The organism is Streptomyces sp. NPDC048606 (assembly GCF_040650855.1).
Lineage (GTDB): Bacteria > Actinomycetota > Actinomycetes > Streptomycetales > Streptomycetaceae > Streptomyces.
On the sequence record NZ_JBEZIB010000007.1, the window covers coordinates 57,443 to 82,125 of the forward strand.

The 24,683-nt window shown below is 74.8% G+C and carries 22 protein-coding genes; 10 read left to right on the forward strand and 12 right to left on the reverse strand.

The window, feature by feature from the left end:
• Window positions 1-27 precede the first annotated feature (27 nt).
• Window positions 28-414: a VOC family protein gene (locus AB0D01_RS09685; RefSeq protein WP_363054556.1), complete on the reverse strand. Its 387-nt coding sequence runs from the start codon at window positions 412-414 to the stop codon at window positions 28-30.
• Window positions 411-704 (reverse strand): metalloregulator ArsR/SmtB family transcription factor, encoded by a 294-nt coding sequence (locus AB0D01_RS09690; protein ID WP_363054557.1) that lies wholly within the window; start codon window positions 702-704, stop codon window positions 411-413. Before AB0D01_RS09690 ends, AB0D01_RS09685 begins: the two co-directional genes overlap by 4 nt.
• 74 nt (window positions 705-778) lie before the next feature.
• On the opposite strand from AB0D01_RS09690, the gene AB0D01_RS09695 reads away from it, so the two are divergent.
• The 3 genes from AB0D01_RS09695 (at window position 779) to AB0D01_RS09705 (ending at window position 2,590) form a co-directional block, all read left to right on the forward strand.
• Entirely contained in the window at window positions 779-1,192 is a 414-nt protein-coding gene (locus tag AB0D01_RS09695) for a hypothetical protein (protein WP_363054558.1), read from the forward strand.
• Window positions 1,189-1,761, forward strand: coding sequence for a phosphatase PAP2 family protein (locus AB0D01_RS09700; RefSeq protein ID WP_363054559.1), 573 nt, complete (start codon window positions 1,189-1,191; stop codon window positions 1,759-1,761). The genes AB0D01_RS09695 and AB0D01_RS09700 overlap by 4 nt, the downstream gene beginning before the upstream one ends.
• 160 nt (window positions 1,762-1,921) lie before the next feature.
• Window positions 1,922-2,590 (forward strand): cutinase family protein, encoded by a 669-nt coding sequence (locus AB0D01_RS09705; protein WP_363054560.1) that lies wholly within the window; start codon window positions 1,922-1,924, stop codon window positions 2,588-2,590.
• A gap of 27 nt (window positions 2,591-2,617) precedes the next feature.
• On the opposite strand, the gene AB0D01_RS09710 is transcribed toward AB0D01_RS09705, so the two are convergent.
• Window positions 2,618-3,781, reverse strand: a complete 1,164-nt coding sequence (locus tag AB0D01_RS09710) for a BTAD domain-containing putative transcriptional regulator (protein ID WP_363054561.1) — start codon at window positions 3,779-3,781, stop codon at window positions 2,618-2,620.
• A 218-nt stretch (window positions 3,782-3,999) separates the two neighbouring features.
• On the opposite strand from AB0D01_RS09710, the gene AB0D01_RS09715 reads away from it, so the two are divergent.
• Complete coding sequence (locus AB0D01_RS09715; protein ID WP_363054562.1) at window positions 4,000-4,458, forward strand: flavodoxin domain-containing protein; 459 nt, start codon at window positions 4,000-4,002, stop codon at window positions 4,456-4,458.
• A 38-nt stretch (window positions 4,459-4,496) separates the two neighbouring features.
• Here the strand turns inward: AB0D01_RS09715 and AB0D01_RS09720 are convergent, their stop codons facing one another.
• Complete coding sequence (locus AB0D01_RS09720) at window positions 4,497-5,270, reverse strand: LuxR C-terminal-related transcriptional regulator (protein WP_363054563.1); 774 nt, start codon at window positions 5,268-5,270, stop codon at window positions 4,497-4,499.
• Window positions 5,271-5,301: 31 nt separating this feature from the next.
• Window positions 5,302-7,029, reverse strand: a complete 1,728-nt coding sequence (locus AB0D01_RS09725; protein ID WP_363054564.1) for an amidohydrolase — start codon at window positions 7,027-7,029, stop codon at window positions 5,302-5,304.
• Between the two features lie 320 nt (window positions 7,030-7,349).
• On the opposite strand from AB0D01_RS09725, the gene AB0D01_RS09730 reads away from it, so the two are divergent.
• From AB0D01_RS09730 to AB0D01_RS09740, 3 genes are all read left to right on the forward strand, one after another.
• A complete protein-coding gene (locus AB0D01_RS09730) occupies window positions 7,350-8,246 on the forward strand; it encodes an RNA polymerase sigma-70 factor (protein ID WP_363054565.1) in 897 nt (298 codons plus the stop codon).
• A 335-nt stretch (window positions 8,247-8,581) separates the two neighbouring features.
• A complete protein-coding gene (locus AB0D01_RS09735) occupies window positions 8,582-8,854 on the forward strand; it encodes a hypothetical protein (protein WP_363054566.1) in 273 nt (90 codons plus the stop codon).
• Between the two features lie 174 nt (window positions 8,855-9,028).
• Window positions 9,029-10,435, forward strand: coding sequence for an AMP-binding protein (locus tag AB0D01_RS09740; RefSeq protein WP_363054567.1), 1,407 nt, complete (start codon window positions 9,029-9,031; stop codon window positions 10,433-10,435).
• On the opposite strand, the gene AB0D01_RS09745 is transcribed toward AB0D01_RS09740, so the two are convergent.
• A complete protein-coding gene (locus tag AB0D01_RS09745; RefSeq protein WP_363054568.1) occupies window positions 10,398-10,874 on the reverse strand; it encodes a MerR family transcriptional regulator in 477 nt (158 codons plus the stop codon). The genes AB0D01_RS09740 and AB0D01_RS09745 overlap by 38 nt on opposite strands.
• Before the next feature lie 58 nt (window positions 10,875-10,932).
• On the opposite strand from AB0D01_RS09745, the gene AB0D01_RS09750 reads away from it, so the two are divergent.
• Window positions 10,933-11,889 (forward strand): SDR family NAD(P)-dependent oxidoreductase, encoded by a 957-nt coding sequence (locus AB0D01_RS09750; RefSeq protein ID WP_363054569.1) that lies wholly within the window; start codon window positions 10,933-10,935, stop codon window positions 11,887-11,889.
• Between the two features lie 46 nt (window positions 11,890-11,935).
• Here AB0D01_RS09750 and AB0D01_RS09755 read toward each other — a convergent pair whose 3' ends face one another.
• The 3 genes from AB0D01_RS09755 to AB0D01_RS09765 all read right to left on the reverse strand — a co-directional run bounded on the left by AB0D01_RS09755 (window position 11,936) and on the right by AB0D01_RS09765 (window position 14,507).
• Window positions 11,936-12,943 (reverse strand): HEAT repeat domain-containing protein, encoded by a 1,008-nt coding sequence (locus AB0D01_RS09755; protein WP_363054570.1) that lies wholly within the window; start codon window positions 12,941-12,943, stop codon window positions 11,936-11,938.
• Window positions 12,944-12,949: 6 nt separating this feature from the next.
• On the reverse strand, window positions 12,950-13,693 hold the full coding sequence (locus tag AB0D01_RS09760; RefSeq protein WP_363054748.1) for a HEAT repeat domain-containing protein: 744 nt from the start codon (window positions 13,691-13,693) through the stop codon (window positions 12,950-12,952).
• Between the two features lie 130 nt (window positions 13,694-13,823).
• On the reverse strand, window positions 13,824-14,507 hold the full coding sequence (locus AB0D01_RS09765) for a DNA alkylation repair protein (protein WP_363054571.1): 684 nt from the start codon (window positions 14,505-14,507) through the stop codon (window positions 13,824-13,826).
• 246 nt (window positions 14,508-14,753) lie between these two features.
• On the opposite strand from AB0D01_RS09765, the gene AB0D01_RS09770 reads away from it, so the two are divergent.
• Complete coding sequence (locus tag AB0D01_RS09770; protein WP_363054572.1) at window positions 14,754-17,534, forward strand: exo-beta-D-glucosaminidase; 2,781 nt, start codon at window positions 14,754-14,756, stop codon at window positions 17,532-17,534.
• A 61-nt stretch (window positions 17,535-17,595) separates the two neighbouring features.
• Here the strand turns inward: AB0D01_RS09770 and AB0D01_RS09775 are convergent, their stop codons facing one another.
• The 3 genes from AB0D01_RS09775 to AB0D01_RS09785 form a co-directional block, all read right to left on the reverse strand.
• Entirely contained in the window at window positions 17,596-18,768 is a 1,173-nt protein-coding gene (locus AB0D01_RS09775; RefSeq protein ID WP_363054573.1) for a UDP-N-acetylglucosamine--N-acetylmuramyl-(pentapeptide) pyrophosphoryl-undecaprenol N-acetylglucosamine transferase, read from the reverse strand.
• 111 nt (window positions 18,769-18,879) lie between these two features.
• Window positions 18,880-21,069 (reverse strand): HEAT repeat domain-containing protein, encoded by a 2,190-nt coding sequence (locus tag AB0D01_RS09780; protein WP_363054574.1) that lies wholly within the window; start codon window positions 21,067-21,069, stop codon window positions 18,880-18,882.
• A 42-nt stretch (window positions 21,070-21,111) separates the two neighbouring features.
• Window positions 21,112-23,253 carry a SpoIIE family protein phosphatase gene (locus AB0D01_RS09785; protein WP_363054575.1) on the reverse strand — a complete coding sequence of 714 codons (2,142 nt, stop codon included), beginning with the start codon at window positions 23,251-23,253 and terminating at the stop codon, window positions 21,112-21,114.
• 274 nt (window positions 23,254-23,527) lie between these two features.
• On the opposite strand from AB0D01_RS09785, the gene AB0D01_RS09790 reads away from it, so the two are divergent.
• Window positions 23,528-24,658, forward strand: coding sequence for an amidinotransferase (locus AB0D01_RS09790; protein WP_363054576.1), 1,131 nt, complete (start codon window positions 23,528-23,530; stop codon window positions 24,656-24,658).
• The last annotated feature ends 25 nt before the right edge of the window (window positions 24,659-24,683 follow it).

Below are 24,683 nucleotides of genomic sequence, written 5' to 3' on the forward strand. Positions count from 1 at the left end.
GCGGCCGGCGCCCGCCGGCCGCTCCGGTCAGCCTCCGTTCAGGATCTGGATCAGGTTGCCGCAGGTGTCGTCCAGAACGGCGGTGGTGACCGGGCCCGTCTCCAGCGGCTGCTGGGTGAAGCGCACGCCCAGCCGGCTCAGCCGCTCGAACTCGGCGGTCACGTCCTCCACGGCGAAGGCGGCGAGCGGGATGCCGTCCTCGGCCAGTCCCTCCCGGTACGCCTTGACCACGGGGTGACGGGCGGGTTCCAGCAGCAGTTCGGTCCCGTCGGGGGCCTCGGGCGAGACCACGGTGAGCCACCGGTCCTCACCCAAAGGGACGTCGTGCTTCTTCACGAAGCCGAGCACCTCGGTGTAGAAGCGCAGGGCCTTCTCCTGGTCGTCGACGAAGACGCTGGTGCGGTGGATCCTCACGGGGCACTCTCCGGGGTGTCGCGCCTGAGCCACCGGGACGCGATGCGCTCAAGGGGTTCGGTGTTCAGGTCGTGGAACTTGTAGCGGCCCTCGCGCCGCGATGCGACGAGGCCCGCGGCCTCCAGTACGGCCAGGTGCTGGCTGATCGCCTGGCGGGAAAGGCCCAGGCCGTGCCGGGTGACCAGTCGCGCGCATATCTCGAAGAGGGTCTGGCCGTCCCGATCCACCAGTTCGTCGAGGATGCGCCGCCGGGTGGGGTCGGCCAGCGCCTTGAAGACGTCTTCCGCCATGACCACCACCATAGGCAAGTGATGACTTGCCTATCAAGTCGGGTGCGGGGGCAGCGGCCGATCGGCCCTGTGACATGATCTTGCCGCCGCGTCCCGCCGCCCCGTCACGGCCGACGCGGCGGTCGGCGTCGTCACCGCCGGCACCCTCCGACCGGGGAGCGCGCGCCATCTCCTTCCACCTGCGGTTCTTCTTCGAGTACGGCGTCGACACCCCGGTGTGGCCGGGCCCCTCGGACGCGCCCGACCTCGACAGCCCCTACGGATACCCCTGCGCTCCGCGGGACCTGCCCGTCACCGCGGCCACCGCGACCGAGCTCGTCCGGCTCGCCGCCCTGTACCAGTCCTCCCTCGACCGGCACGACCCTGCGGGCCCCTCGCCCTGGAGCGCGGAGCGGTGGGAGTCGTTCGGCCGCGAGGCGGACGCGGCGCTGGGGGCGTTGCGCCGCGACCTGGGTGACGGCTGGACGGTCGAGGACCGCAGACGGTGAGCGCCCGGACGGCGCGGCTGGTCACCGATTGGCTCGCCCCCAGGACGTGGATCGCCGCCGACACGGTGATCGTCGGGTGGCACACCGCCGGTCCGGCCGGCGTCGGTTGGGGCCTGGTCGGCGCCCTGTTCGCCGCGGTCCTGCCGTTGGCCTTCATCAAGCGCGGGATGCGGCGGGGTCGTTGGGCGGACCGGCACGTCGCGTCGAGGCGGCAGCGCGTCGTCGTGATCGGCTTCGCCGCCGCCTCGGTCGCCACCGGGGTCCTCGCGCTCTCGGTCCTCGGGGCCCCGCGGATCGTGATCGCTCTGATCGTCGCCATGCTGGTCACCCTCGCGGCCCTCCTCGCGGTGACCCCCCTCTGGAAGATCAGCGTGCACACGGCCGTGGCCGCCGGAAGCGTCGCCCTGCTCGTCATGGTCCTCGGCCCCCTCCCGCTCCTCGCCCTCCCGCTGGTGGCCCTGGTCGGCTGGTCGCGGATCGCGCTGCGGGACCACACGCCCGCCCAGGTCCTCGCGGGAGCCACGGTGGGCGCGACCGTCGCGGCCGGTGCCTTCGCGCTGGTCCGGTAGCCCCGTTCGGAGGCGGCCCGACGCGGCGTTTCATCGGGATGTCATCGCTCCCTGCCACGGTCGTACGGTGCACCGGCCCGGGCGCGCTCCGCGTCGGGGCCGGGACGCGCAGGCCGACGATACGGCGAGATGACGGGACGACGAGATGGGGAGGACGGAAATGCGAGCCAGGAGGATCACGTCCGTGTTGGCGGGGCTTCTGCTGACGGTCGGGCTTTCGGCGGCGCAGGGGACGGGCGCTTCGGCGGCCCCGGCGCGGGCGACGGCTCCGTGCGAGGGCACCTACACGATCGTCGTCGGGGGCACCGGCAGCTCCTGGAACAACGACGGCTTCACCGGCAACATCCAGCAGCACGTCGGATATCCCACCCAGATCCCCAACGGTGCGAGCGCCCGGGCGGGCGTCAACGAACTCAACCGACTGGTGCGCGACCAACGCCGCGCCTGTCCGGGCCAGCACGTCAAGATGGGCGGCTACTCGCTGGGCGCGGCCGTCGTGCACATCTGGGTCACCGAGAACTGGCAGACGTTCGACAACGTCAACGCCATCCTGATCGCGGACCCCAAGCGCCAGGGCGGTCCCGGGGCCAACGGCGGATCGGTGCCGTTCGGCGGCATCGTCGGCGCTCCGCTCGCCGGGGCCGACCGGTTCTTCGGCAACATCCCCGTCAAGTCGATCTGTCACTGGGACTACGTCTGCGACGAGTCCGCCGGGATCTGGACCTACCCCGGCAACCACGTCAGGAACTACCCCATGGACTTCAACATGGACCACCACAACGACGGCGCCCACGAGCAGTGGTACAACGGCGCCTGGTACCCCTGGTAGGCCCGTCGAGCGCGCCGGCCGGACCCCTCACCGCCCGTGGGTGAGCGGTGCCGGCCGGCGCCCGCCGCCGGCCTCGTCGCCGGCCTCGTCGCCGGGTTCGTCGCCGCGCAGGATCCGCGCGTGCGTCCGCTCCAGCATCCGGCTCGGGGGAACCCCGAGGTCGTCCGCGAGACGGCGGCGGACGCGGTCGTACACGGCCGACGCCTCGGTCCGCCGGCCGCACCGGCACAGCGTCCGCATCAACGTCGCGGCCACCGGCTCGTCGAGGGGGTGCGCCGCGTGGAGGGCGAACAGCTCGGCGAGCGCGTCGAAGTGCCGGCCCAGCCGCAGCTGCCACTGCGACTTGCGCCGTACGAGGGCGATCCCGCGCTCGGTGAGCCGCAGCCGCTCCCGCTCGGCCAGCGGTCCGGGCAGTCCGGCCAGCGGTTCCCCGCGGTACAGGTCCAGGGCCTCGGAACACAGGCGGACCACCTCGGCCCCCTCACCCGCCCGATCGGCCCGCCCGATGGCGGTGAGGAGTTCCTCCACGCGCGCCACGTCCACCTCGACCGCGCCGGGGGCCAGCCGGTAGCCGCACCGGTCGTGCTCGATCACCGGTCCCCGCACGTCGCCGATGCCCGCGCCGATGCCCGCGCCGACGCCGTCGCCGCCCTCGCCGACGTGCAGGGTCTTGCGCAGCCGGTAGACGTACACGGGCACCACGTTGGTGAGGGGTGGTTCCATCCCCCATACGCCGTCGAGCAGTTCCCGCCGGCTGACCGTGCGCCCCGCGCCCAGCGCGAGGGCCGCCAGTACGGCCTGCTGGCGCAGGTGGCCCAGGTTCAGGGGGCGGCCGTCCTGCCAGGCCTGGAGCGGGCCGAGCAGGGAGATCCGTACCCTCGGTCCCGGCTCCCGCTCCGGCGTCCGGCCGACGACGGCCCGCGGCGCGGTCCGCACCGCCCGGGTGCGGGGGCCGTGGCCGGGGACGACCAGTCCGCAGTCGAAGGCGTGGACGATGGCGGCGGCCCGGTCGCGCAACCCCAGCGCGGCGAGGATCCGGGCGAGGTGGCGGGCCACGGCGTCCTCGGGGATGGCGAGGTCCGCGGCGATCTCGTCGTCCCGCAGGCCGCACCCGACGGCGTGCAGGACCTCGCGTTCCCGGCCCCGGAGCACGGTGGCGGCCGGCCGGCCGGTGGTGGCGGTCGTCGGCATCGCTGCTCCCCTGGCTCGTCGCCCGGCCCGTCGCTCCGGCCGGCGGGTCGACAAGCTAGCGGCGCCGCCGCCGGTCGAGGCATCCGGAACGCTCCGGGGTGACGGCCTCGGGACCCCGCGCACGCGGCCGGGCGACCTGGGCCCGGTGGGGCGGGGGCTGTCACGTTCGGCGCCGCCGGTCTGTCCCCTCCTCGGAAGCGAGAGAAGGGATCGTCACCGTGAAGGTCGTCATCGTGTGCGTCTCCGTGTCGCACGGCAATACCCTGCGCGTCGCCCGCGCCATGGCCCCGGTGCTGGACGCCCGGGTCGTCGCCCCCGAGGAGGTCGACCCGGCGGAGGCCGCCGCCGCCGACCTCGTCGGTTTCGGCTCGGGAGTCTTCCTCGGCCGGCTCCACCCCCGACTGACCGACTTCGTCCGGGCGCTGCCCGCCGGGCGGGGGCGCGCGTTCACCTTCGCCACCAGCGGGTTCCCCGGGATGCCGGTGGCGCCCTTCGGCGGGCCCCTGGTGCGTCCGCTGGAGGGCAAGGGGTTCGAGGTGGTGGGGAACTTCTCGTGCCGGGCGCACGACACCTGGGGGCCGTTGCGGCTCGTCGGCGGCATCCACGCGCGGCGGCCGGACGCCGACGACCTGGCCGCCGCCCGGGCGTTCGCGCGGCGGCTGCGCGATCGGGGCTGAGGCCCGGGGCCGGTCGCGGTACCCCGCGACGGGCGCCGTCAGGGGGCGGGTTCGATGCCCCAGGCGGCGGCCCGGGCCGCGGCGGCCGCCCGGTTGGGGAGGTCGAGCTTGGCCAGGATGTGCTCGATGTGGGTGCCCACGGTGCGCGGCGTGACGTACAGCCGCGCGGCGATCTCCCGGTTGGTGCGGCCCGCGGTGAGTTCCGCCAGCACCTGGAGTTCACGCGGCGAGAGTCCGCCCGGCCGTCGCCCGGCCGTGCCCGCTCCGGCCCCGGCGGCCGGTTCGGGCGCGGGGCGGGCGCGCGGGGCGACGGCCGCGGCGAAGGCCTCGCTGAGGAGCGTGACCACGGCGTGCGCGGGGTCGGGGGTGCGCCGGGGGCGGCGGGTGCTGACGTTCAGCATGCCGACGTAGCGGCCGTCGCCGTCGAACAGGCACTGGGCCACGCCGTCCTCGATGCCGAGGGGGCGCAACACCTCCTGGAAGCCCGGGGAGGCGGCGAGGAGGCGGCGGGGGACGTCCCTGAGCCAGAGGCCGCCGCTGTCCGGGCTACGGAGCACGGGGAACACCGGGTCGAGGTGCAGACGGGTCTCGATGTAGGCCGTGGCGTCGTCCGGGTAGCTCCCGGCGAGGGTGGTGTGGCGTCCGCGCAGCGGGTCCCAGCGGGTGAGGGAGGCGTGGTCGTACTCCATCACCTCCGACAGGGCCGCCAGGACCGCGTCCACACCGCTCTCGCCGGTCGTGGCGTTCCTGGCGGCTTCACGGACGTGGACGGCCGCGTCGAGGATGTCTGCCGTGCTCCGCTCCGCGCTCATGATCAAACGATCATAAGGTTCCCGAAGAGCGTCAGTCGCCCGGGGTTGCGTGCGCGCCGTCGTGCGCGGCCTCGTACACGATCCGGCCGTTCATGACGGTGAGGACGACGGGCATCGTCGGGATGTCGTGCGGGTCCGCGGCGAGGAGGTCCCCGTCGAGCACGCACAGGTCGGCGACCTTGCCCGGCTCCAGGGAGCCCTTCCAGTCGTCGGCGAAGTCCTGCCAGGCCGCGTCGATCGTGTACGTGCGCAACGCCTCGGCCAGGCCGATGCGCTGCTCCGGGCCGCTGACCCGGCCGGCCGCCTTCGACTCGCGCAGCATCATGGTGGCGACGCCCTGGCGCCAGTCCGGGTGGGTGACGGGGGCGTCGGACCCGCTCGCGACCCGCACGCCGGCGTCGAGGGCGTCGCGGTAGGGCCACGCGTAGGCGGCGCGTCCGGCGCCGACGAACTCCTCCTCCATGTCGGCGACGGTCCACTTGATGGTGGGGTTCATGTTGACGCCGAAGCCGTGCGCGGCCAGCACCTTCATGCTGTGCGCGGTGAGGAAGTCGCCGTGGATGACGTAGTGGCGGGCGTCGGGCCGCGGGTGTTCGGCCATGGCCGCGGCGAAGGAGTCCGCGACGGTGTCGATGGCCCGGTCCCCGGTGACGTGGATGCCCAACTGGTATCCGGCCAGGTGGGCGTGGCGGACGATGGCGTCGATCTCGGCGATGCGCTCGTCGTCGGTGTCGCCGCCGACGCACAGGGAGCCGCAGCCGCCGCCGACGTACGGCTCGTGCATCCAGGCCGTCTTGTTGGGGACGATGCCGTCGGCGAAGACCTTGACCCCGTGGATCGCCAGGAGGCGCGGATCGGCGCCACCGGTGTCGCCGAGCCCGGCGAGGACCTCGGCGAACTCCTCGGCGGTGCTCGCCATCCCGGTGGGCAGGAGCAGGACGCCGAGGCGGGCGGTGAGTTCGCCGGCGGCCAGCAGCTCGCGGTAGACCTCCAGGGTCTGCGCGCCGAGCGCGCCCCGCATGATGCCCTCGCCTCCGGGGCCGAGGCCGGGCTCGGTGTAGCTGGTGACGCCGAGGCGGGCGAGCGTGTCGAGGGTCGACCTGATCGCGTCGGTCCGTTCCCGCCGGTCGAGCGGCGGAAGCGCGTTCTGGACCAGGGCTTGGGCCCCCTCGTGGAGCATGCCGGTCGGCTCCCCGGCCTCGTCCACGACGATGGCCCCGCCGGGCGGTGCGACGGTGTGCCGGTCGATGCCGATGAGGTCCAGGGCCTTGGAGTTGACCCAGGTGGCGTGCCCGGAGAAGGAGTACAGGACGACGGGGTGGTCCGGGCTCACCGCGTCCAGGTCGTGTCGCGAGGGCGTGCGCGAGGGGTCCGCCAGGCATTCGTCGAGGTATCCGGTGTCCCAGCCGTGCCCGGTGATCCACTGCCCGTGCGGGGTGCGTGCGACGGCCTCCTCCACGGCGCCCGCCACGTCCGCCAGGCGGGACACGGCGGGATGGCCGAGGTCGAGGGAGAGCGGCGGCGACGCCATGCCGAAGGCGCAGCCGTGCAGGTGGGAATCGTTGATCCCGGGGAGCAGCGTCGCCCCCCGCAGTTCGACGACGCGGGTGTCGGGTCCGATGAGCGGTGCGACGTCGTCGGGTCCGCCGACGGCGCTGATGGTCCCACCGGTCACGGCGAGGGCCGAGGCGACGGAGAACTCCGCGTCGACCGTGACCACTCGCCCGCCGAGAAACACCAGGTCCGCGTACGTGTCCACAGAAGGTCAGTCCTTTCGAAAACCCGGGCGTGCCGTCTCGACCCCGCCCGCGAACGATCTCCCGAGGACTATGGCGGGGGCGCCGCCCCCGCCACATCGGTCATTCCACCGATGGCGCCGGGCCGTCAGACCCCCGTGCCCGCCCGGGCGCGGGACGTACGGCTCGGGCGCGCGGCCCGTGACACGCCTTCGCCGTGTCGCACGTCACACCACGGCTGGTGTCACAGCTCGGGGCCGGCCGGTGTCCTGTGGGTGATCACACCGGCGGGGGCGACGCCCGATCGACGCCCGACCGACGGTCGAGAGAGTGGAGAGACCCGATGACCGAGGCCGACCGCGCGGACCCCGCCACCGAGGTGTTCGTGGCCCACCGCGACCTGCTGTTCACCCTGGCCTACGAGATCCTCGGGTCGGCCGCCGACGCCGAGGACGTCCTCCAGGAGACCTGGTTGCGCTGGGCGGGCGTCGACCTCGACGCGGTGCGCGACCGGCGCGCCCACCTGGTCCGGATCACCACCCGCCAGGCGCTCGGCAGGCTGCGCGCGCTCGCGCGCCGCAAGGAGTCGTACGTCGGCCCCCGGCTGCCCGAGCCGCTGCTCACAGCGCCGGACGTGGCCGAACAGGTCGAGCCGGTCGAGAACATGTCGATGGCGATGATGCTGGTCCTCGAAACGCTCGGGCCGACCGAACGGGCCGTGTTCGTCCTGCGGGAGGTGTTCGGCGTCGGCTACGAGGAGATCGCGGAGGCCGTCGACAAGACCCCGGCCGCCGTCCGCCGGATCGCCCACCGGGCCCGGGCCCACGTGGCCGCCCGCCGCCCCCGCGCCGCCGCCGGCCCGGACGAGACCCGGGCGGCGCTCGACGCGTTCCGGCGGGCGATCGAAACGGGGGACACACGGGGCCTGTTCGACCTGCTGACGCCGGACGTGGTGGCCCTGAGCGACGGCGGCGGCATCAGGCGGGCCATGCCGCACCCCACGGTGGGGGCCGACAAGGTGGCCCGCCTGCTGGTCGCGGGCGCGGCGGTGTGGGGTCCCGTGGCGACGCTGGAGCCCACCCACGTCAACGGGCATCCGGCCCTGGTCGTCCGGGTCGACGGGGAGGTCGACCTGGTCGTGGCCCTGCGGATCGAAGGCGGACTCGTCACCGGCGTCTACTCCGTGCGCAACCCCGAGAAGCTGACGCGCATGGAACGCGAGACCGGCGTGAGCCTCTGAGCCCCGGGGCGGGGGGCGCACCCAGCGCCCATCGCCCATCGCGCAGCCCCGCGCCCCGGAGGTCGCGCCCCTACCGCCCGCCGCCCCGTCGGGCAGGGCGCCCCGTCGGCCCGCCCACCAGCCGAGCCCGCCCGTTCCCGCCTCCGTAACCGGGAAACCGGCACCATCGGGCTCCCGCACCCCCCGGGCCGGGGGGGGCGGGCGGCGGCGGGCTGCTCTAGCGTCGGAAGAGGGGCGATCGCGGCCGGGGCGAGGCAGGTCCGGCCCCGCTCCCACGCGGATCCGGCACGTCCGGGTGCCGGCCCCGCGCCGATCACGGAGAGCAGGTGCGTCCCATGCGCACGTCGGCCCGTATCGCAAGCGTCCTGACCGGCCTGACCCTCGCCCTCGGCGGCGTCGCCCTCACGGCGCCCGCCGCCCACGCGGACGTCACGGCCTGCATCAACGAGGTCGAACGGGAACTGCGGGGCGGCGAGGCCCCCGACTCCATCCGCATGGCCTGCTACGTCGGCCTGACGGGGGACCACGAACAGTGCGTGACCGGCCTCACCGGGAGCGGCGTGACGAACGGAACCGCCGTGAGCGCGTGCAGGGTGGCCCCCCGGTAGGCGCTCCTCCCTGGGCGTTCTCCCTGGTGAGCGGCGCGCATTGGAGTTTCCGCCGATGCGGTGCGGCGTCCATGGTTCGGTAGGCGCCTTGCGCCCGGACCCGTTCGGGGCTTGGCTTGCCAAGATCAAGAAGGTGGGGCTGCTCCCCTTCGGACACCGGCGTGGGGGAAGCGAATGTCCTACAGGCTCGACGGCGGCACCCCCTGGCCCGAGGAGTTCGTCGACCGCTACTGGATGGCCGGGCACTGGCGCGGCGACACGTTGGACGGCCTCCTGCGCGACCGGGCCCGGTCGTCGGGGCCGCGCACCGCGCTCGTGCACGACGGCGAACGCGTCACGTACGCGGCCCTGAACCGCCGCGTGGACCGCAGGGCGGCGGGCTTCCGGCAGCTGGGCCTGCGACCGGGACAGCAGGTCGTCGTCCAACTGCCGAACGTGCCCGAGTTGGTCGTCGTCCTGTTCGCGCTGATGCGCGCCGGCGTGTTCCCCGTCTTCTGCCCGCTCTCGCACCGCGCGCCCGAGGTGTCCGCGCTCGTCCGGCTCACCGAGGCCGTCGGCTACGTCGGCCCGTCCACCCACCGGGGCTTCGACCACACCGCGATGGTCGCGGAGATCGCCGCCGAAGGCCCCTTCCTGCGGCGGGTGTTCACCTTCGAGGCGCCGGGCGCCTCCTCCCCGTACGGCGGCTTCACGACCGACCCCGCCGGCTGCTACTACGTCCCCCTGCACGCCGTCGACGCCCCGCCCGAGCCCGCGCTCGCCCTGAGCGCCGGCCAGGTGGCGTTCCTCCAGCTGTGCGAAGCCGAGGGCGAGGACGACGACGGGGGCGACGGCGGTGGCACGGAACCCCGGCTCGTGCCGCGCACCCACAACGACTACGCCTACCAGGCGCGGGCCGCCGCCGAGCGGGCCGCGCTCACCGAGGACGACGTGTACCTCGCCGCGCTGCCCGCCGGGGCCGACTTCGCCTTCGGCTGCCCGGGGGTCGTCGGGACCCTCGCCGTCGGCGGCACCGTCGTCCTCTCCGAGAGCGCGGAGCCCGCCGCGTGCCTGCCGCTCATCGAACGGGAAGGGGTCACGGTCACGGCCCTCACGCCCGCCGTCGCAGGATCGTGGCTCGACGCGCTCCCCACGAGCACGGCCGACGTGAGCGGTCTGCGGCTCGTGCAGATCGGCGGCGCGCCCCTGCCGCGCGGCGTGGCCGAGCGCGTCGGTCCCGAACTGGGCTGTCGCCTCCAGCGGGCCTTCGCGCTGCCCGAGGGGGTGCTCACCCTCACCCGGCCCACCGAACCGGACGAGACCGTGCACGCCACGCAGGGGCTCCCGCTCTCACCCGACGACGAGATCCGCATCGTCGACGCGGACGACCGGGACGTGCCCGACGGGGAGAGCGGCGAACTCCTCGCGCGCGGCCCGTACACGCCCCGGGGCTACTACCGGGCGCCGGAACTCAACGCCCGCCGCTTCACCGCCGACGGCTACTTCCGCACCGGGGCCCTCGCCCACCGAGCTCCGGACGGGAACCTGGTGGTGACGGGCCGCGTCACGCCCCGCGCGGGCGCCCGTCCGCGCCGTGCGTAAAACCGCCCCGCGGTGACGGCGGGGGTGACGGCGCCGGCGACCAGAGTCCGGCGGCCGTGCCCTCGCGGAGGTGCCGTTCGTAGGTCACGACCTTGTCGTGGACGACGTCGAGGCTCGCCCGCAGCTCGTCCATCCTGGCGCGTACGGCGTCCTCGTGCGCGCGCAGCAGCGCGAGGCGCTCCGCCTCGTTGCCGGGTCCCGATCGCACGAGTGCGGCGAACTCCCGGATCACGGCGATCGGCATCTCCGAGGCCCGCAGGCGCCGGCACAGCAGCAGCCAGTCCACGTCCGCCTGTTCGTAGACCCGCCGGCCGCCGCCGGAGCGCGGGATCTCCCGCAGCAGCAGACCCTCGCGTTCGAAGAACCGCAGCGCGTCCACGCTCATGCCGGTCATCCCGGCGACCTCGCCTATGGACAGGCCGCCCCGCTCCTCGCTCATCACGGCAACGTACCCCGCCCTTGACCTGGACCGCGCTCCAGCCACCAGCATCGTGTTCATGATCACGAAGCAGACGCGCATCGGCACCGGCTTCGGTGCCCACAGCACGGCCGACGACGTCCTCGCGGGCGTCGACCTCAGGGGCACGACCGCCCTGGTCACGGGCGGCCACTCCGGCCTCGGGCTGGAGACCACCCGCGCCCTGGCCCGGGCGGGAGCGCACGTCGTCGTCCCCGCCCGCCGCCCCGCGACCGCCGAACTCGCCCTCCACGACGTCCCCGGGACGGAGGTGCGCGCCCTCGACCTGGCGGATCCGGCCGGCGTGCGGGCCTTCTGCGCGGGCTTCCTCGCGACCGGCCGCCCCCTCGGCATCCTCGTCAACGGCGCCGGAATCATGGCCTGCCCCGAGACGCGTGTCGGCCCCGGCTGGGAGGCGCACTTCGCCGTCAACCACCTCGGGCACTTCGCGCTGGTGCAGCACCTCCTGCCGGCCCTGACCGCCGGCGGGGCGCGGGTGGTGTCCGTGAGCTCCTCCGGGCACTTCCTGTCCGACATCCGCTGGGACGACCCCCACTTCCGCGCCGGCTACGACCGTTGGCGGGCGTACGCCCAGTCCAAGACCGCCAACGCCCTGTTCGCGGTGGGTCTCGACGGCCTCGCCGCGGACCGGGGGGTGCGCGCCTTCGCCGTGCACCCCGGCAGCATCCTCACGCCGCTGCAACGTCACGTTCCCCGCGAGGAGTGGTCGGCGCTGGGTTGGGTGACCGCGCGGGGCGAGCCGGCCGAGGGGTTCAAGACCCCGGAGCAGGGTGCGGCGACGGCCGTGTGGGCGGCGACGTCCCCCCTGCTCGACGGCCTCGGCGGGGTCTACTGCCAGGACGGTGACGTCGCGGAGCCGGCCGCAGGCGACGACATGCTGATCGGCGGGGTCAAGCCCTGGGCCGTCGACCCCGCCTCCGCGTCCCGGCTCTGGGAGCTCTCAGCCCGCCTCACCGGGCTGGACGCGCTGCGCTGAGACGCGCCGCGAGGCGGCCCGGGCGCCCTTGACGGCCCGGGCGTCCTCACGGCGCGCGCAGGGTGAGGACGTAGGCCGCGGTGAGCGCCACGGCCCGGTCCTCGTCCCGCGACAGTTCCACGAGGGCGCTCGAGGCCGTGGCTCCGGGGACGTCCGCGAGCGCCTGCGTCAGCCGTCGCCGGGCCGCCGGGCCGAGGGCTCCGTGGGCCAGCCGGTCCACGAGCGCGGTCGCGATCCGCTCCGCCGGGGCGGGACGCGTCGCGAGGGCGCCCAGCGCGTCGGCGGCGTCGGCGTCCGCGCCGTTCGTCTCGTCGACGATCATGTCGATGAGCGTGGGGACCGCGTCGACCGCCCCGCGCTCCCCGAGCGCCAGGGCGGCGCGCCGGCGGACGACGACGTCGGGGTGGGTGAGGGCCGCGCGCAGCAGAGCGGTGGCCCCGTCGTGCGGGAGCTCGGCGAGGGACCGTACGGCCCGTTCGCGCACCTCGGCCGACGGGGAGTCCAGCGCCTCCCCCAGCAACGCCGACCCGCCGTCGCCGGACCGTGCCAGGGCCCACCGCAGGGCCCCGGCGACGATCGGGTCCGCCTCTCCGAGGACGGCCTCGACGAGGGCTTCCACCGGCACCGCGTTCGGCTGCGTCGAGGACAGGGCCGCGCGCTGGCGCTTCCCGGCGCTGTCCGAACCCAGGGCCTGGAGGAGCGCCACGATCTGGAGGACGTCCTCCCAGTCGGCGGGTCGGGCGGCGTCGATGCGCCGCAGTCGGGTCAGCAGGTCCGTCTCGGCGGCGATGCGTTCGCGTGTCTGACGGATGAGGTCGTCGACGAGCTCCGAGGGCCTGAAGTCGGGATCGTCCAGCGCGCTCCCGACCTCGCGCAGCGACAGCCCCAGTGTCCGCAGGCTCTCGATGTGGAAGATCCGTCGGATGTCCTCGTCGGCGTACTCGCGGTAGCCGGCGCCGGTGCGGCCGGTCGGGCGCACCAGGCCGAGCGACTCGTAGTGCCTGAGCATGCGGGCGCTGACCCCGGACCTTCGTGCCACGTCACCGATCAGCACCGTGCCTCATTCCTCCTCGCCGCCGCCGCTCTCGCCGCCGCCGGCACCGTCGCCGCCGAGGACCATGATCCGCTTCGCCTCCTCGATCGCGAACTCGAATCCGGCGTCCGGGTCGCGCGCCAGCCGCTCCGTGGCGATGGCGTGGCGGCGCACCTCGGGGTCGGGGTCGGTCGTCGCCCCGCGCAGGGCGGGCGCCGCCGCGTCGCCGAGCGCGATCAGGGCCCGGCTGAGGCTCAACCGGGTCTCCCGCCCGCCGCCGCCGAGCCGTGTCACCAGTACCGCGGCCAGTTCGGCCGCCTCGCCCTCGGGGACGAGGACGACGGCGGCCCGCCACGCGCAGCGTGCCACCTCCTCGTCGGCGTCGGAAAGGAGTTCCCGGGTGATCGCCGGCCACGCCCGCCGGTCGCCGATCTTGGACAGCGTGTGCAGGGCCTGGCTTCGGGCCTGTGCCCGCTCCGCACGCAGTGCCTCCAGCAGCCCCGGCAGCGTCCTCGCCGGCGCGTGGCGGGTGAGCGCCCAGGTGAGCATCTCGCGTACGGAGAAGTCGGGCTCGACCGCGCAGCGCTCGATGAGGCCGTCGACGTGGCTCGGGTGCGGGGTCGTGCCGATCTCCAGCGCCGCCCGCAGCCGCACCGACGGGCGGCCGTCCTCCAGGGCCCGCAGCGCCCGCGGCGCGAACGCCTCCTCCTCCCGCCCCGCTCCGGTGTCCACCCTCGTCCGCGTCTCCGGGTGCGCGTCCTGCCTCGCCATGGTCATCGGGACCACCTCCTCGGACGCAGTGAAGGGCTTGTCACCGTGTCAAGGTCAAGCGCGCGACCCCGAACCGCCGCGGGAAGGGCGCGCCTCCCGCGCGCCTCCCGCGCGCCCGCCGTCGTCCCCGCTACCCCCCGTCGTCCGCCGCACCCTGTCGGCGGACCATCTCGGCGATCCAGGCGGGGGCGAACGGCGACGTGCAGTTCGCGGGAGTCGGGTAGTCCTTGAGCACCTCCAGGCGCTCGCCGATGTCGATCGCGCGGGCCCGGTGTTCCGCGTGCCGGATGCCGATCTCGGCCAGGCAGTGGTTCATGGCCCACTGGAGGCGGTCGGGGGCGTCCTTCATCTCCGCCTCGATGACGTCGAGCAGCCCGGAGAGGTCGAGTCCGTCGGGCTTCCTGACCACGCGGTCGGTGGTCAGGGCCCATCCGGCGCTCGCCACCAACGGATCCGGATCCGTGAACCAGGCGAGGCGCAGTTCCTCCGCGTGCGGGCTCTTCTTGACCACCTGGTTCACGAACCAGTCCTGCACCTTGGGGGTGCGCGCCTCGCGCAGCATGGTGTCCAACCCCTCGCGCGTGAACTGCTTCGGGCGGCAGGTCAGGATGGCGAGGAGCCGGGCGGCGCCGTCCCCGGTGCGCCAGAGCGCGCACGCGAGGTCCTGTGAGGGCCCGAGGCGTTTCGCGAGCGCGCGGAGTCTGCCGAGGTTCACCCCGTGGTCGTCACCGTGGCGTTCGTTCACCTCCCGCGTCCGCGGGTCCTCCATCAGGGCCAGTTCGGCCCTCACCTGCGCCACCGTCGTCCCGGTCACCCCGGCCTCCGTCCGTCGTCCGTGCGGCCGGCCCGCGGGCGGGCCCGTGACCGTACCTCCGCACGTGACCGTACCTCCGCGCCCGCACACGGACACCTCCGCACGTCCGTGCGGTGTTCGTACGACCGGTCGGGTGATCGGGCGGGGGTTCGGGCCGTGGGCGCGGCGGGCGGGCCGGGGGGCGCGCTACGGTGCGTGGCCGAGCGTCGTCCTCGCGGACGCGACGGAGACGAGACGGAGACCACCGTGTCCGATTGCCGGCGCCGGACCCTCCCGTGGTCGCGCCCCCTGTACGTGTCCGCCCTACTGGGAGCCGCGCTGGCGCTCTGCCTGGGCACCGCCCCCTCTACCGCGACGCCCCGCACCCCGGTCGACCCTTCACGCCCGGTCACCGCGGTCACCGCGGCGGCCTCGACGCCGGGCGCCACGACGGCGCTGACCGGGTACGCGATCCAGTCGACCGCGAAGGTCTTCGATCCGGCGTCGGAGGTGTCCGCGCCCGGGTACTCGACGGCCGGCTGGCACCGGGCGGGGCCCCGCTCCACGGTGCTCGCCGCGCTCGTCGCGGACGGCACGCACCCGGACCCGTTCCACTCCACCGACCAGCAGCGCATCCCCGCGAGCGACTTCGCCGTGCCGTGGTGGTTCCGCGCCGACTTCACCCTCGCGGACACCGGCGCCCGCACCCTCCTGGACTTCAGCGGAGTGGTCTCCGCCGCGGACGTGTACGTCAACGGCGAGCGGGTCGCCGACGCGGACACGGTCGCGGGGACCTATCCGCGCCACGAGATCGACGTCACCGCGCGGGTACGGGCCGGCACCAACACCGTCGCCTTCCGGATCCGCCCCAACGATCCGCGCAAGCACCTCACCGTGGGCTGGCTGGACTGGTTGCAGCCACCGCCCGACGCCAACATGGGCATCGTCCGCGACGTCCTCGTCCGCCGTCGCGGACCGGTCTCCCTCCACGACGCGCACGTCGTGACCGCCCTGGACGTCCCCTCCCTCGGCTCGGCCGAACTCACCGTGAAGGCCCGGGTCCGCAACGACTCGGAGCGGCCCGCCACCGTCACCGTCACCGCGGTCGTCCGCGACGGCGAGGAGGACATCGAATCGCGCCAGGACGTCACCCTGGCCGCCCACGAGTCCCGGGCGCTCACCTTCGCGCCCGACCGGCACCCCCGCCTGCGCCTGGACCGACCCCGCGTGTGGTGGCCCGCCGGCATGGGCCCGCAGCACCTGTACGGGCTCACCGTCACGGCGAGCGCGGACGACGCCCCCTCCGACTCCGCGCGGCACGCGTTCGGCGTACGCGACGTCAAGGCCCCCCTGAACGCCGCCGGCGCCCGCCAGTACTCGATCAACGGTCGCCCCCTCCTGATCCGGGGCGCGGGCTGGTCGGCCGACCAGCTCCTGCGCTGGGACACGACCGCCACCGAGGACCGGATGAAGGCGGCGCTCGACGCCGGACTGAACACGCTGCGCCTCGAAGGCCACATCGAACCGGACGAGTTCTTCGACCTCGCCGACCGACACGGCATGCTCGTCCTGCCGGGCTGGGAGTGCTGCGACAAGTGGGAGGGGCCGGTCAACCCCAGCGGTTCGGGCGAGAAGTGGACGGCCGCCGACCAGCGCACCGCCCGCGCCTCCATGGCCTCGGAAGCCGCCCGTCTGCGCGACCACCCCAGCGTGCTGTCCTTCCTCATCGGCAGCGACTACGCCCCCGACCGGCGGACCGAGCGGGACTACCTCGACGCGCTGCGCGCCGCCGACTGGCCCACGCCGGTGATCCCGGCGGCCTCGGCCACCTCCACCGCGCTGAGCGGCCGTTCGGGCATGCGGATGACCGGCCCCTACGACTGGGTCCCGCCCTCGTACTGGTACGACAAGCGCGAGGGCGGTGCGACCGGCTTCAACTCCGAGACGAGCGCCGGCCCTTCGGTGCCCACCCTCGACACCCTGCGCCGCACGCTGTCGCCCGCGGAACTCGAAACCCTGTGGAAGTCCCCTTCCGCCCGCCAGTACCACCGCTCGCCCTCGCCCCACTTCAGCACCCTGAAGCTGTTCGACGACGCGCTGGCCCGCCGCTACGGCGCCCCGCGCGACCTCGCGGACTACGTGGCCACCGCGCAGTTGGCCCAGTACGAGAACGTCCGCGCCCAGTTCGAGGCCTACGCGCGCAACGCGACGGACGCCACGGCCCCGTCGACCGGGGTCGTCTACTGGATGTTCAACAGCGGTTGGACCTCGCTGCACTGGCAGCTCGTCGACCGCTACCTCGACCTGGGCGGCGCCTACCACGGCGCGCGGAAGGCGAACGAGCCCCTGCACGTCCAGTACTCCTACGACGACCGCACGGTGACCGTCGTCAACCGCCGGCCGGCCTCCGCGAGCGGACTCACCGCCCGCGTGACCCTCTTCGACACCGACGGCACCGCGCGCTACGACCGCACCGTGCGCGACCTCGCCGTCGGCGGGAACGGGGCCCGGAGCACCGCCTTGACCGTCCCTCCGGCCGTCCCCGGGCTGAGCACCACCCACCTCGCCCGGCTGACCCTCACCGACCGCGACGGCCGCGAGGTCAGCCGCAACGTGTACTGGCTCTCCACCCGCCCCGACGTCCTCGACTACGCCAAGGGCAACTGGTACCACACCCCCACCACCGCCGACGCCGACCTGACGGGCCTGCGCTCCCTCCCCCGGGCCACGGTGAGCGCCACGGCCCGCAGCGTCCGCGGCGCCGACTCGACCTGGACCACCACGGTCACGCTCCGCAACACGGGTGGCGGCAAGGCTCCCGCGCTCCTGACCGACGTCCACCTCGTCGACGGCCACGACACACCGGTCCTGCCGGTCCGTTGGGACGACAACCAGGTCACCCTGTGGCCCGGCGAGAGCACGGTCCTGACCGCCACGCACCGCTCCGCCGGCCCCGACGGCGCGCTCCCCCGCGTCCGCGTGTCGGGCTGGAACCTGCCCACCACGCACGTGACCGCGCACGTCGCCCCGCCCGGCCGGGCCGGCTGACGCCTTCCCCCTCCCCGAGCGGGGCGAGGGGGAGGCGTCCGTTCACGTCGCGCCGGTCGGGTCAGCCGTTCGCCGCGGCCAGGAGGACGTCCACGAGCCGCTCCGCGGCGTCCGGGCGGCCGTACGCGCGGGCCCGCTCGGCCATCGCGGTCCGTCCGGCCGGGTCGACCAGGAGGGGACCGACGGCCTCGGCGAGGGTCTGGCCGGTGACCTCCCCGAGCAGGGCCACCGCGGCGCCGGCCTCGGCCAGGTGACGCGCGTTGTGGGCCTGCTCGTTGCCGGCCGAGGTGGCCAGCGGTACGAACACGGCGGGCTTGCCGAGCGCGGTCAGCTCGGCCAGGGTGCCCGCGCCGGAGCGGGAGATCACCACGTCGGCGAGCGCCAGCACGTCCGGCAGCTCCGGCCCGACGAAGCCCGTCAGGTGGTAGCGGCCCGCGAGGACCGGGTCGAGCACGGAGGCGGCGGAGCGCAACTCGTCGACGTTGGCGGGACCGCACTGGTGGATCACGTTCGCGTGGCTCAGCAGCCACGGCAGCACCTCGCGCACCACGCCGTTGATCTGCTGGGCGCCCTGGGCCCCACCGGTGACGTACACGGTCGGCAGGCGGCGGTCGAAGCCGGTCAGGTTCAGGGCGTGCAGCGCCTTCTCGGGGTGGCCGGTCAGGACCTCCGGGCGGACCGGGTTGCCGGTGACGACCGCACGGCCGCGCACCTCGGCCGGCAGCAGCGGCAGCGAGGACTCCGAGGACACCGCGATGCTCGTCGCCGAGCCGGCGAGCTTCCGGTTCGCCAGTCCCAGCCGGACCGTCTGCTCGTGCAGCACGAGGGGGCGCTTGCACAGCCGGGCGGCCAGGCCGGCGGGGACGGCCACGTAGCCGCCGGTCGCCAGGACCACGTCCGGCTCGAACTCGGACACGATGGTGCGTGCCTGGGCCACGCCGAGCGGCACGCGCGCCATGTCCTTCATGTTGGCCGCCGACAGCATCTTCAGGGGGTTCGCCGATCGGCGGATCTTCCCGGTGGCGACCGTCTTGAACGCGATGCCCTCGGCGGGGGCGACGCGCGCCTCCAGACCGTCGGCGGTCCCGATCCACAGCACGTCGAGCGTGCCGCCTCGGGCCGCGAGCCGACCGCGCAACGTGCGGATCGCCGTGAGGGCGGGGTACGTATGACCGCCGGTCCCTCCGCCGGTCACGAGCAGGCGGAAGGGACGGGAGAGCGAGGAAGTGTCCATCCGGCGACCCTACCGGCTGCCCCCGCGCCGCCCGCCAACAGCCTCCGGTTCGCCACGACGAGGGCGCCCTCGGGTGGGGGTCGGGCCCCTCCCCGAGGGCGGGTGCTGCGCCTACGGTCGCCCGTCGTGCGCGGTTCCCGTCCCCCGACCGGCCGCCGTGAAGACGGTCAGGAGGTTACGCGCCCGGTCGCGGAAGGCCTCGTCCCGGGGGACGATACGGCCTTCGACGCCCGAGCGGACGGTCCGGGCGTCGCCGTCGGCGAGGCGGGCCAGCCGGCGCAGGTCGTCCGCGGTCGGGGCCCCGTCGCCGCCCGTCGCCAGGAGTTCGAGGGCGTCGAGCGCGCCGGTGGGGTCCGCCTCCCGTTCCGCGGAGTCGAGGACGGCCGCCATCCTCGCGGGCGGGCCTGGCGAGGCGCGGTGCCCGAGGGAGGTGAGGGCCAGGACGGCGGCGGGCGCGGTGACGGGCTCGCCCACGAGCACCTCCAGGCGGGCCGCGAGCGGCCGTGCCCGCGGGCCGAGCAGGGCGGCCGTACGGGCGGCCCGCGCCGCCGACCGGTGGGACCAGGGGCTCGCCGCGGCCCCGTCGAGCACCGCCCCCAGGGCCGCGACCACCGGGGCGGCGTCGCCGGTGACGTGCCACAGGGCCTCCGCCAGAACGGTCACGGTGTCCAGCGCCGGCCCACTCGGGAGGTCCGGGCCGTCGAGGGCCCCGTGCAGCGCGGACCGCAGTGCGGGCGCGAGTGCGGCGGCCCGGGGTCCGAGCGCGGCGAGCGCGTCGACGGAGCCCCGGAGCGCGCCGCCGCCCGCCGCGAGGTCGCGGTCGAGGAGGCGTACGAGGGGCCCGTGTTCGCCGGTGAGCGCGTACGAGGCCCTGGCCGCCGCGATCCCGCCCGCCTCGGCCTCGGTCCGCAACCGCGCCGCCGCGCGCTCGCGTTCGTCGGGCGGGCAGTGCGCGGCGACGGCCGCGACGGCGCGGGCGGCGGCTTCCGGGGCGTGCGGGAGCGCCGCGTACAGCTCGGGCAGCGCCGCCGCCGCGCGGGCCCCCCACCCGGCGAGGAGCCCCGTGAGGCGCGCGGTTTCGTTGCCGGTCAGGTTCCGGGGGTGGGCGAGCACGCGGCGTACGGCGTCGAGGAGTTCGGCGTCGTACGGGAAGGGGGCGCCGTCGGGGCCCGGGAACTCGCCGGTCGCGGCGAGCGCGCGCGGGCGTCGGCCGAGGGCCCGTGCCAGGAGCGGGGCTGCTTCGGCGGGGGCGACGCGCACGAGCGCGGCCAGCGCCCGGTCCGCGAGGTCGTCGTCCCGGTCGGGGTCGCGGCCGGCGAGGGGGGCGAGCACGTCGGCGGCGGGCGCGGCGAGGGTGCCGAGGCCGCGCAGGACGGCGGCCACGGACAGCACCGCGTCCTGGTCGACGGCGGCGGCCCGCAGGGCGGGGAGCAGGTGCGCCGGGGCGGCGCGCGAGTGCGCGCAGGCGCGCTCGGCCGCCCAGATCGCCTCGCCCCGCACCTCGGGGCGGTCGTCCCGCAGGGCGGCGTCGATCAGGGTGAACGCCGCCTCCCGGTGCGTCGCGTCGTCCCGGCGCAGCAGCGTGTCGGTGACGGCCGCCAGGGGTTCGCCGCGCGCGTGGTCGAAGCGGCCGAGGCCGAGCGGGTCGGCGGGCAGGAGGGAGAGCATGACCGCGTGGTCGGTGCCGGTCCAGGGCCGGTCGGCGTCGAGTCGGGCGAAGAGGGCGGCCATGCGCAGGCGGGCGGGGGCGGACGGGTGCGGCACGCCGGCGGCGGCGTCCGCCGCGGCGTCCCGGTCGAGTCGGGAGATCGCGGCCAGGACCTCCGCCCGCACCCGGGGGTCGCTCTCCTCGGTCCAGCGGGCGAGGAGGGCCGGCAGGGCGGTGTCGGCGGCGCGGGTCTGGGACACGGCCCAGGCGGCGGCTTCGCGGACCTCCGGCTCGGGGGCGGTCAACAGCGGCAGGAGCAGAGGCAGTTGTCGGGTCACGGCGGCGCGGACCGCGCCCGGTGCCACCCCGTGCTCGTCCTCGCTCTCCGCCATGCCGCCGAGGAGTTCCACCACGTCCGCCGTGCGGTGACCGGCGGCGGCGATGTCGGCGAGGAAGGGGGCGACCTCCGCGGTGGCCGGGTAGACGGTCCCCTGGTGCAGCACGCATCCGTACAGTTCGGTCAGCGCCTCCCGGGCCTCCTCCTCGTCGTCGCCGGTCAGGGCGTGCAGGAGGGCGGGAAGGTCCTCGGCCGTGCCGTAGGCGTGGGAGAAGGCCCCCCACGGGTGATTATCGAGCATGCGTGCGAATTCCATGGAGGCATCCTGCCGGCCGGGACCGACAGTCGACCTCCGCCGCTACGGGCCCGGGGGCGGACCAGGCTGCGGGTGCGAACCGGGGCCCGGGTGCGGGTGCGGGGCGTGGGCGCGGTGGGCGTGGTTGACCCGGGCGACGAGCAGGGCGATGTCGTCGTCGGCCGAGGCGGGCACGAGGTGGGTGATCAGGGAGTCGCACAGGTGGTCCAACGACTGCTGCGGTTCGGTGAGCAGCCGGGTGAGTTCGCCGAGGCGTTCGTCGATGTCCCTGTTGCGGGCTTCGACGAGTCCGTCCGTGTAGAGCACCAGGAGGCTGCCCGGGGCCAGCGTGAGCTCCGTGGTGGTGAAGGCGGTCCCGCCGACGCCCAGCGGGGTGCCCGGGGGAAGGTCGAGGAGGCGGACGGTGCCGTCGGGGCCCACCGTCGCGGGCGGCGGGTGACCGGCGAGGGTGATGCGGCAGCGGCCGGTCGCGGGGTCGATCACGGCGTACAGGAAGGTGGCGATCATCGGTTCGGCGAGGTCGTCCAGGGCGGCCTCCAGCTGGCGCAGCAGGTCGTCGGCGGCCAGGTCGAGCCGGGCGAGGGCGCGGACGCTGGCGGAGAGCCGTCCCATGACCGCCGCCGCCGCGATGCCGTGGCCCATGACGTCCCCGATGAGGAGGGCGGCCTTGCCCCCGGGCAGGCGCAGGACGTCGTACCAGTCGCCGCCGATCTCGTTGACGTCGCTGGCGGGCAGGTAGCGGTGGGCGACCTCGATGCCGGGCGGGGGCGTGATGTGCTGGGGCAGCATGCTGCGTTGCAGGACGACGGCGGTCTCGTGTTCGCGGTGGTAGAGGCGGGCGTTGTCGATGCTGATGGCGGCGCGGGTGGCCAGCTCGCCCGCGAGGGTGAGGTCCTCGGCCCCGAAGGGTCCGACCGGGCTGGTGCGGTAGAACGTGGCGACGCCCAGCACCAGTCCCCGGGCGATGAGCGGCGCCATCATGAACGAGTGCACGCCGACCGTCAGGAGCTGCGCGGGTCGGCTCGTGTGGCGGGCGGCGGCGGCGATGGACTGCTCGTCGAGGCGGTCGATCAGGAAGGGCCTGCGGTCGGTGAGGGCCTGGGTGTACGGCGCGGCGCCGGGAAAGGTGAGGGTCCTGCCCAGGGGGGCGAGGATGCCGGTGACCTCCGAACCGGTCAGGGGGGCTTTGCCCAGGCGGCGCAGGGCCACGCCCCCGGCCAGCCCCGTGCCGGGCTCGTCGCCGCCGGCGAGGGCGTCCAGTACGTCGACGGTGACGGCGTCGGCGAGGTACGGGACGGCCAGTTCGGCCAGCTCCTGCGCGGTGCGTTCCAGCTCCAGGCTGGCACCGATGCGGACGCTGGCCTCGCTGAGCAGGGCGAGCCGTCGGCGGCCCGCCTCGGCCTCGGTGTGGTCGCGTTGCTGTTCGGTGATGTCGAGCAGGGAGGCGATCACGCCGATGGGGCGCCCTCCGGGGTCCTCCACCCGGACGTACGAGCACGACCACACCCGGTCGTGGTGGGGATCGGCCGGGGTGCGGCCGGAGCGGCGACGGTCCAGCACCGGCTCGCCGGTGGCCAGGACCCGCCGCATCGCGTCCTCCATGTCCTCCGCGTTGACCTCCGGCAGCACCTGTGCGAGACGGCGGCCCACGTGGGCGGACTCCGACAGACCGTTCATGGCCTCCAGGGCCGGGTTGACCTGGAGGAACCGCAGTTGCGTGTCGAGCACGGCGATGCCGACGGGCGAGCGGGCGAACAGCCCGTCCCAGACCGCCGACGAGCCCCGGATGCGGCGGGCGGCGTGGGCGTCGGCGGCGAAGACCAGGATCGCGGACGGGCCGTGGCGGCGGCTGGGGACCGGGCAGGCCCAGATCTCCAGCTCCAGGGGATGCCCGTCCAGGTGCCAGGCGGTGACGGTGCCCATGACCCCGCGCCCGGAGGCCGCCGTCTCCCACAGGGCACGGCCCAGACTGCGGTCGGCGCCGGGGTGCAGGAGGTCGGAGATGTGCCGGCCGACGATCTGGGGCGGCGCGTACCCGAGGAGCTCCTGCGCCGCCAGGTTCCAGCGCACGATCGTGCCGTCCGAACTCGTGGCGACCTGGGCCACCACCAGGGAGCCCAGCCACCCGCCGGCGTCCTGGGCGGCTCCGCTGATCAGCTCCTCGATCGGCGTCTGCTCGTTCATCCGGCCCCCTCGCGGGGGGTCTCGCACACGGGTCTCGCCATCACCAAGCCCTCCAGCGCGCCCCCACCCCTCCAGCACAGACCAGGCGGTGCGTGATCGCATCCGTAGCCCGGCCCCGTGCCCCGGCCGGGGGCGGGAGCGGGGGCGGGCTTCCGGCGTGGCCGGGGCCGGGAGGTGCCGCGATAATGCTGGAGAGGAGTGATCGACCGACCCGCGTCGCGGAAGGTGGTTCGCGCATGGCGATGGACAGCGGTCCGGTGGTGGGCGGCCCCTGATGACGCTCGGGCCCCCCACCGAGGTCGTCACCGACGAGAGCGTGCTCTCACCGGTCTCGCCGGTGAGTTCGCACAACGAGTGGGACCCGTTGGAGGAGGTCGTGGTCGGCCGCCTGGACGGAGCCACGATCCCTTCCAGCCACCCCGTCGTGACCTGCAACATCCCGCCGTGGGCGGCGAGGATGCAGGGCGTCGCCGCCGGCTTCAGGTATCCGCGCGCCCTCGTCGGGCAGGCCCAGGACGAACTCGACGGGTTCGTCGCCCTGCTGCGGTCCCTCGGCGTCACGGTCCGGCGGCCGGACGCCGTCGACCACAGGCAGCGCTTCGCCACCCCCGCGTGGAGTTCCCGCGGCTTCTGCAACACCTGCCCGCGCGACAGCCTCCTCGTGGTCGGCGACGAGATCATCGAGACCCCGATGGCCTGGCCGTGCCGCTACTTCGAGACCCACTCCTACCGCGCGCTCCTCAAGGACTACTTCCGGCGCGGCGCCCGGTGGACCTCCGCGCCCAAGCCCGAGCTCACGGACGAGCTGTTCGACCCGGACTTCACCGTCCCCGGGCCCGGCGAGCCGATGCGCCACATCCTGACCGAGTACGAGCCGGTCTTCGACGCGGCCGACTTCGTCCGGGCCGGCCGCGACCTCTTCGGGACCCGCAGCAACGTCACCAACCGGATGGGCTTCGACTGGCTACGCCGGCACCTCGGTCCCGGCTACCGCGTCCACGAGATCGAGAGCCGCTGCCGCACCCCCATGCACATCGACACCACCTTCCTCGTCCTGGCGCCCGGAAAGGTGCTGGTCAACCCCGAGTACGTGGACGTGGACCGGCTGCCCGCGATCCTGGACTCCTGGGACGTGCTCGTCGCCCCCGAACCCGATCCGATCGACGAGCGGCTGCTCAAGCTCACCTCCATGTGCGGGAAGTGGCTGAGCATGAACGTCCTGATGGTCGACGAGAAGCGGGTCATCGCGGAGCGGCACCACACCGGAATGCTGCGGGCCCTGGAGCGGTGGGGGTTCGAGCCGATCCCGGGCAACCTCCTGCACTACGCGCCGTTCGGCGGCTCCTTCCACTGCGCCACCCTCGACGTCCGCCGTCGGGGCACGCTCGAAACGTACTTCGACTAACCTCCCCCGCATCGACGGCGCGTGG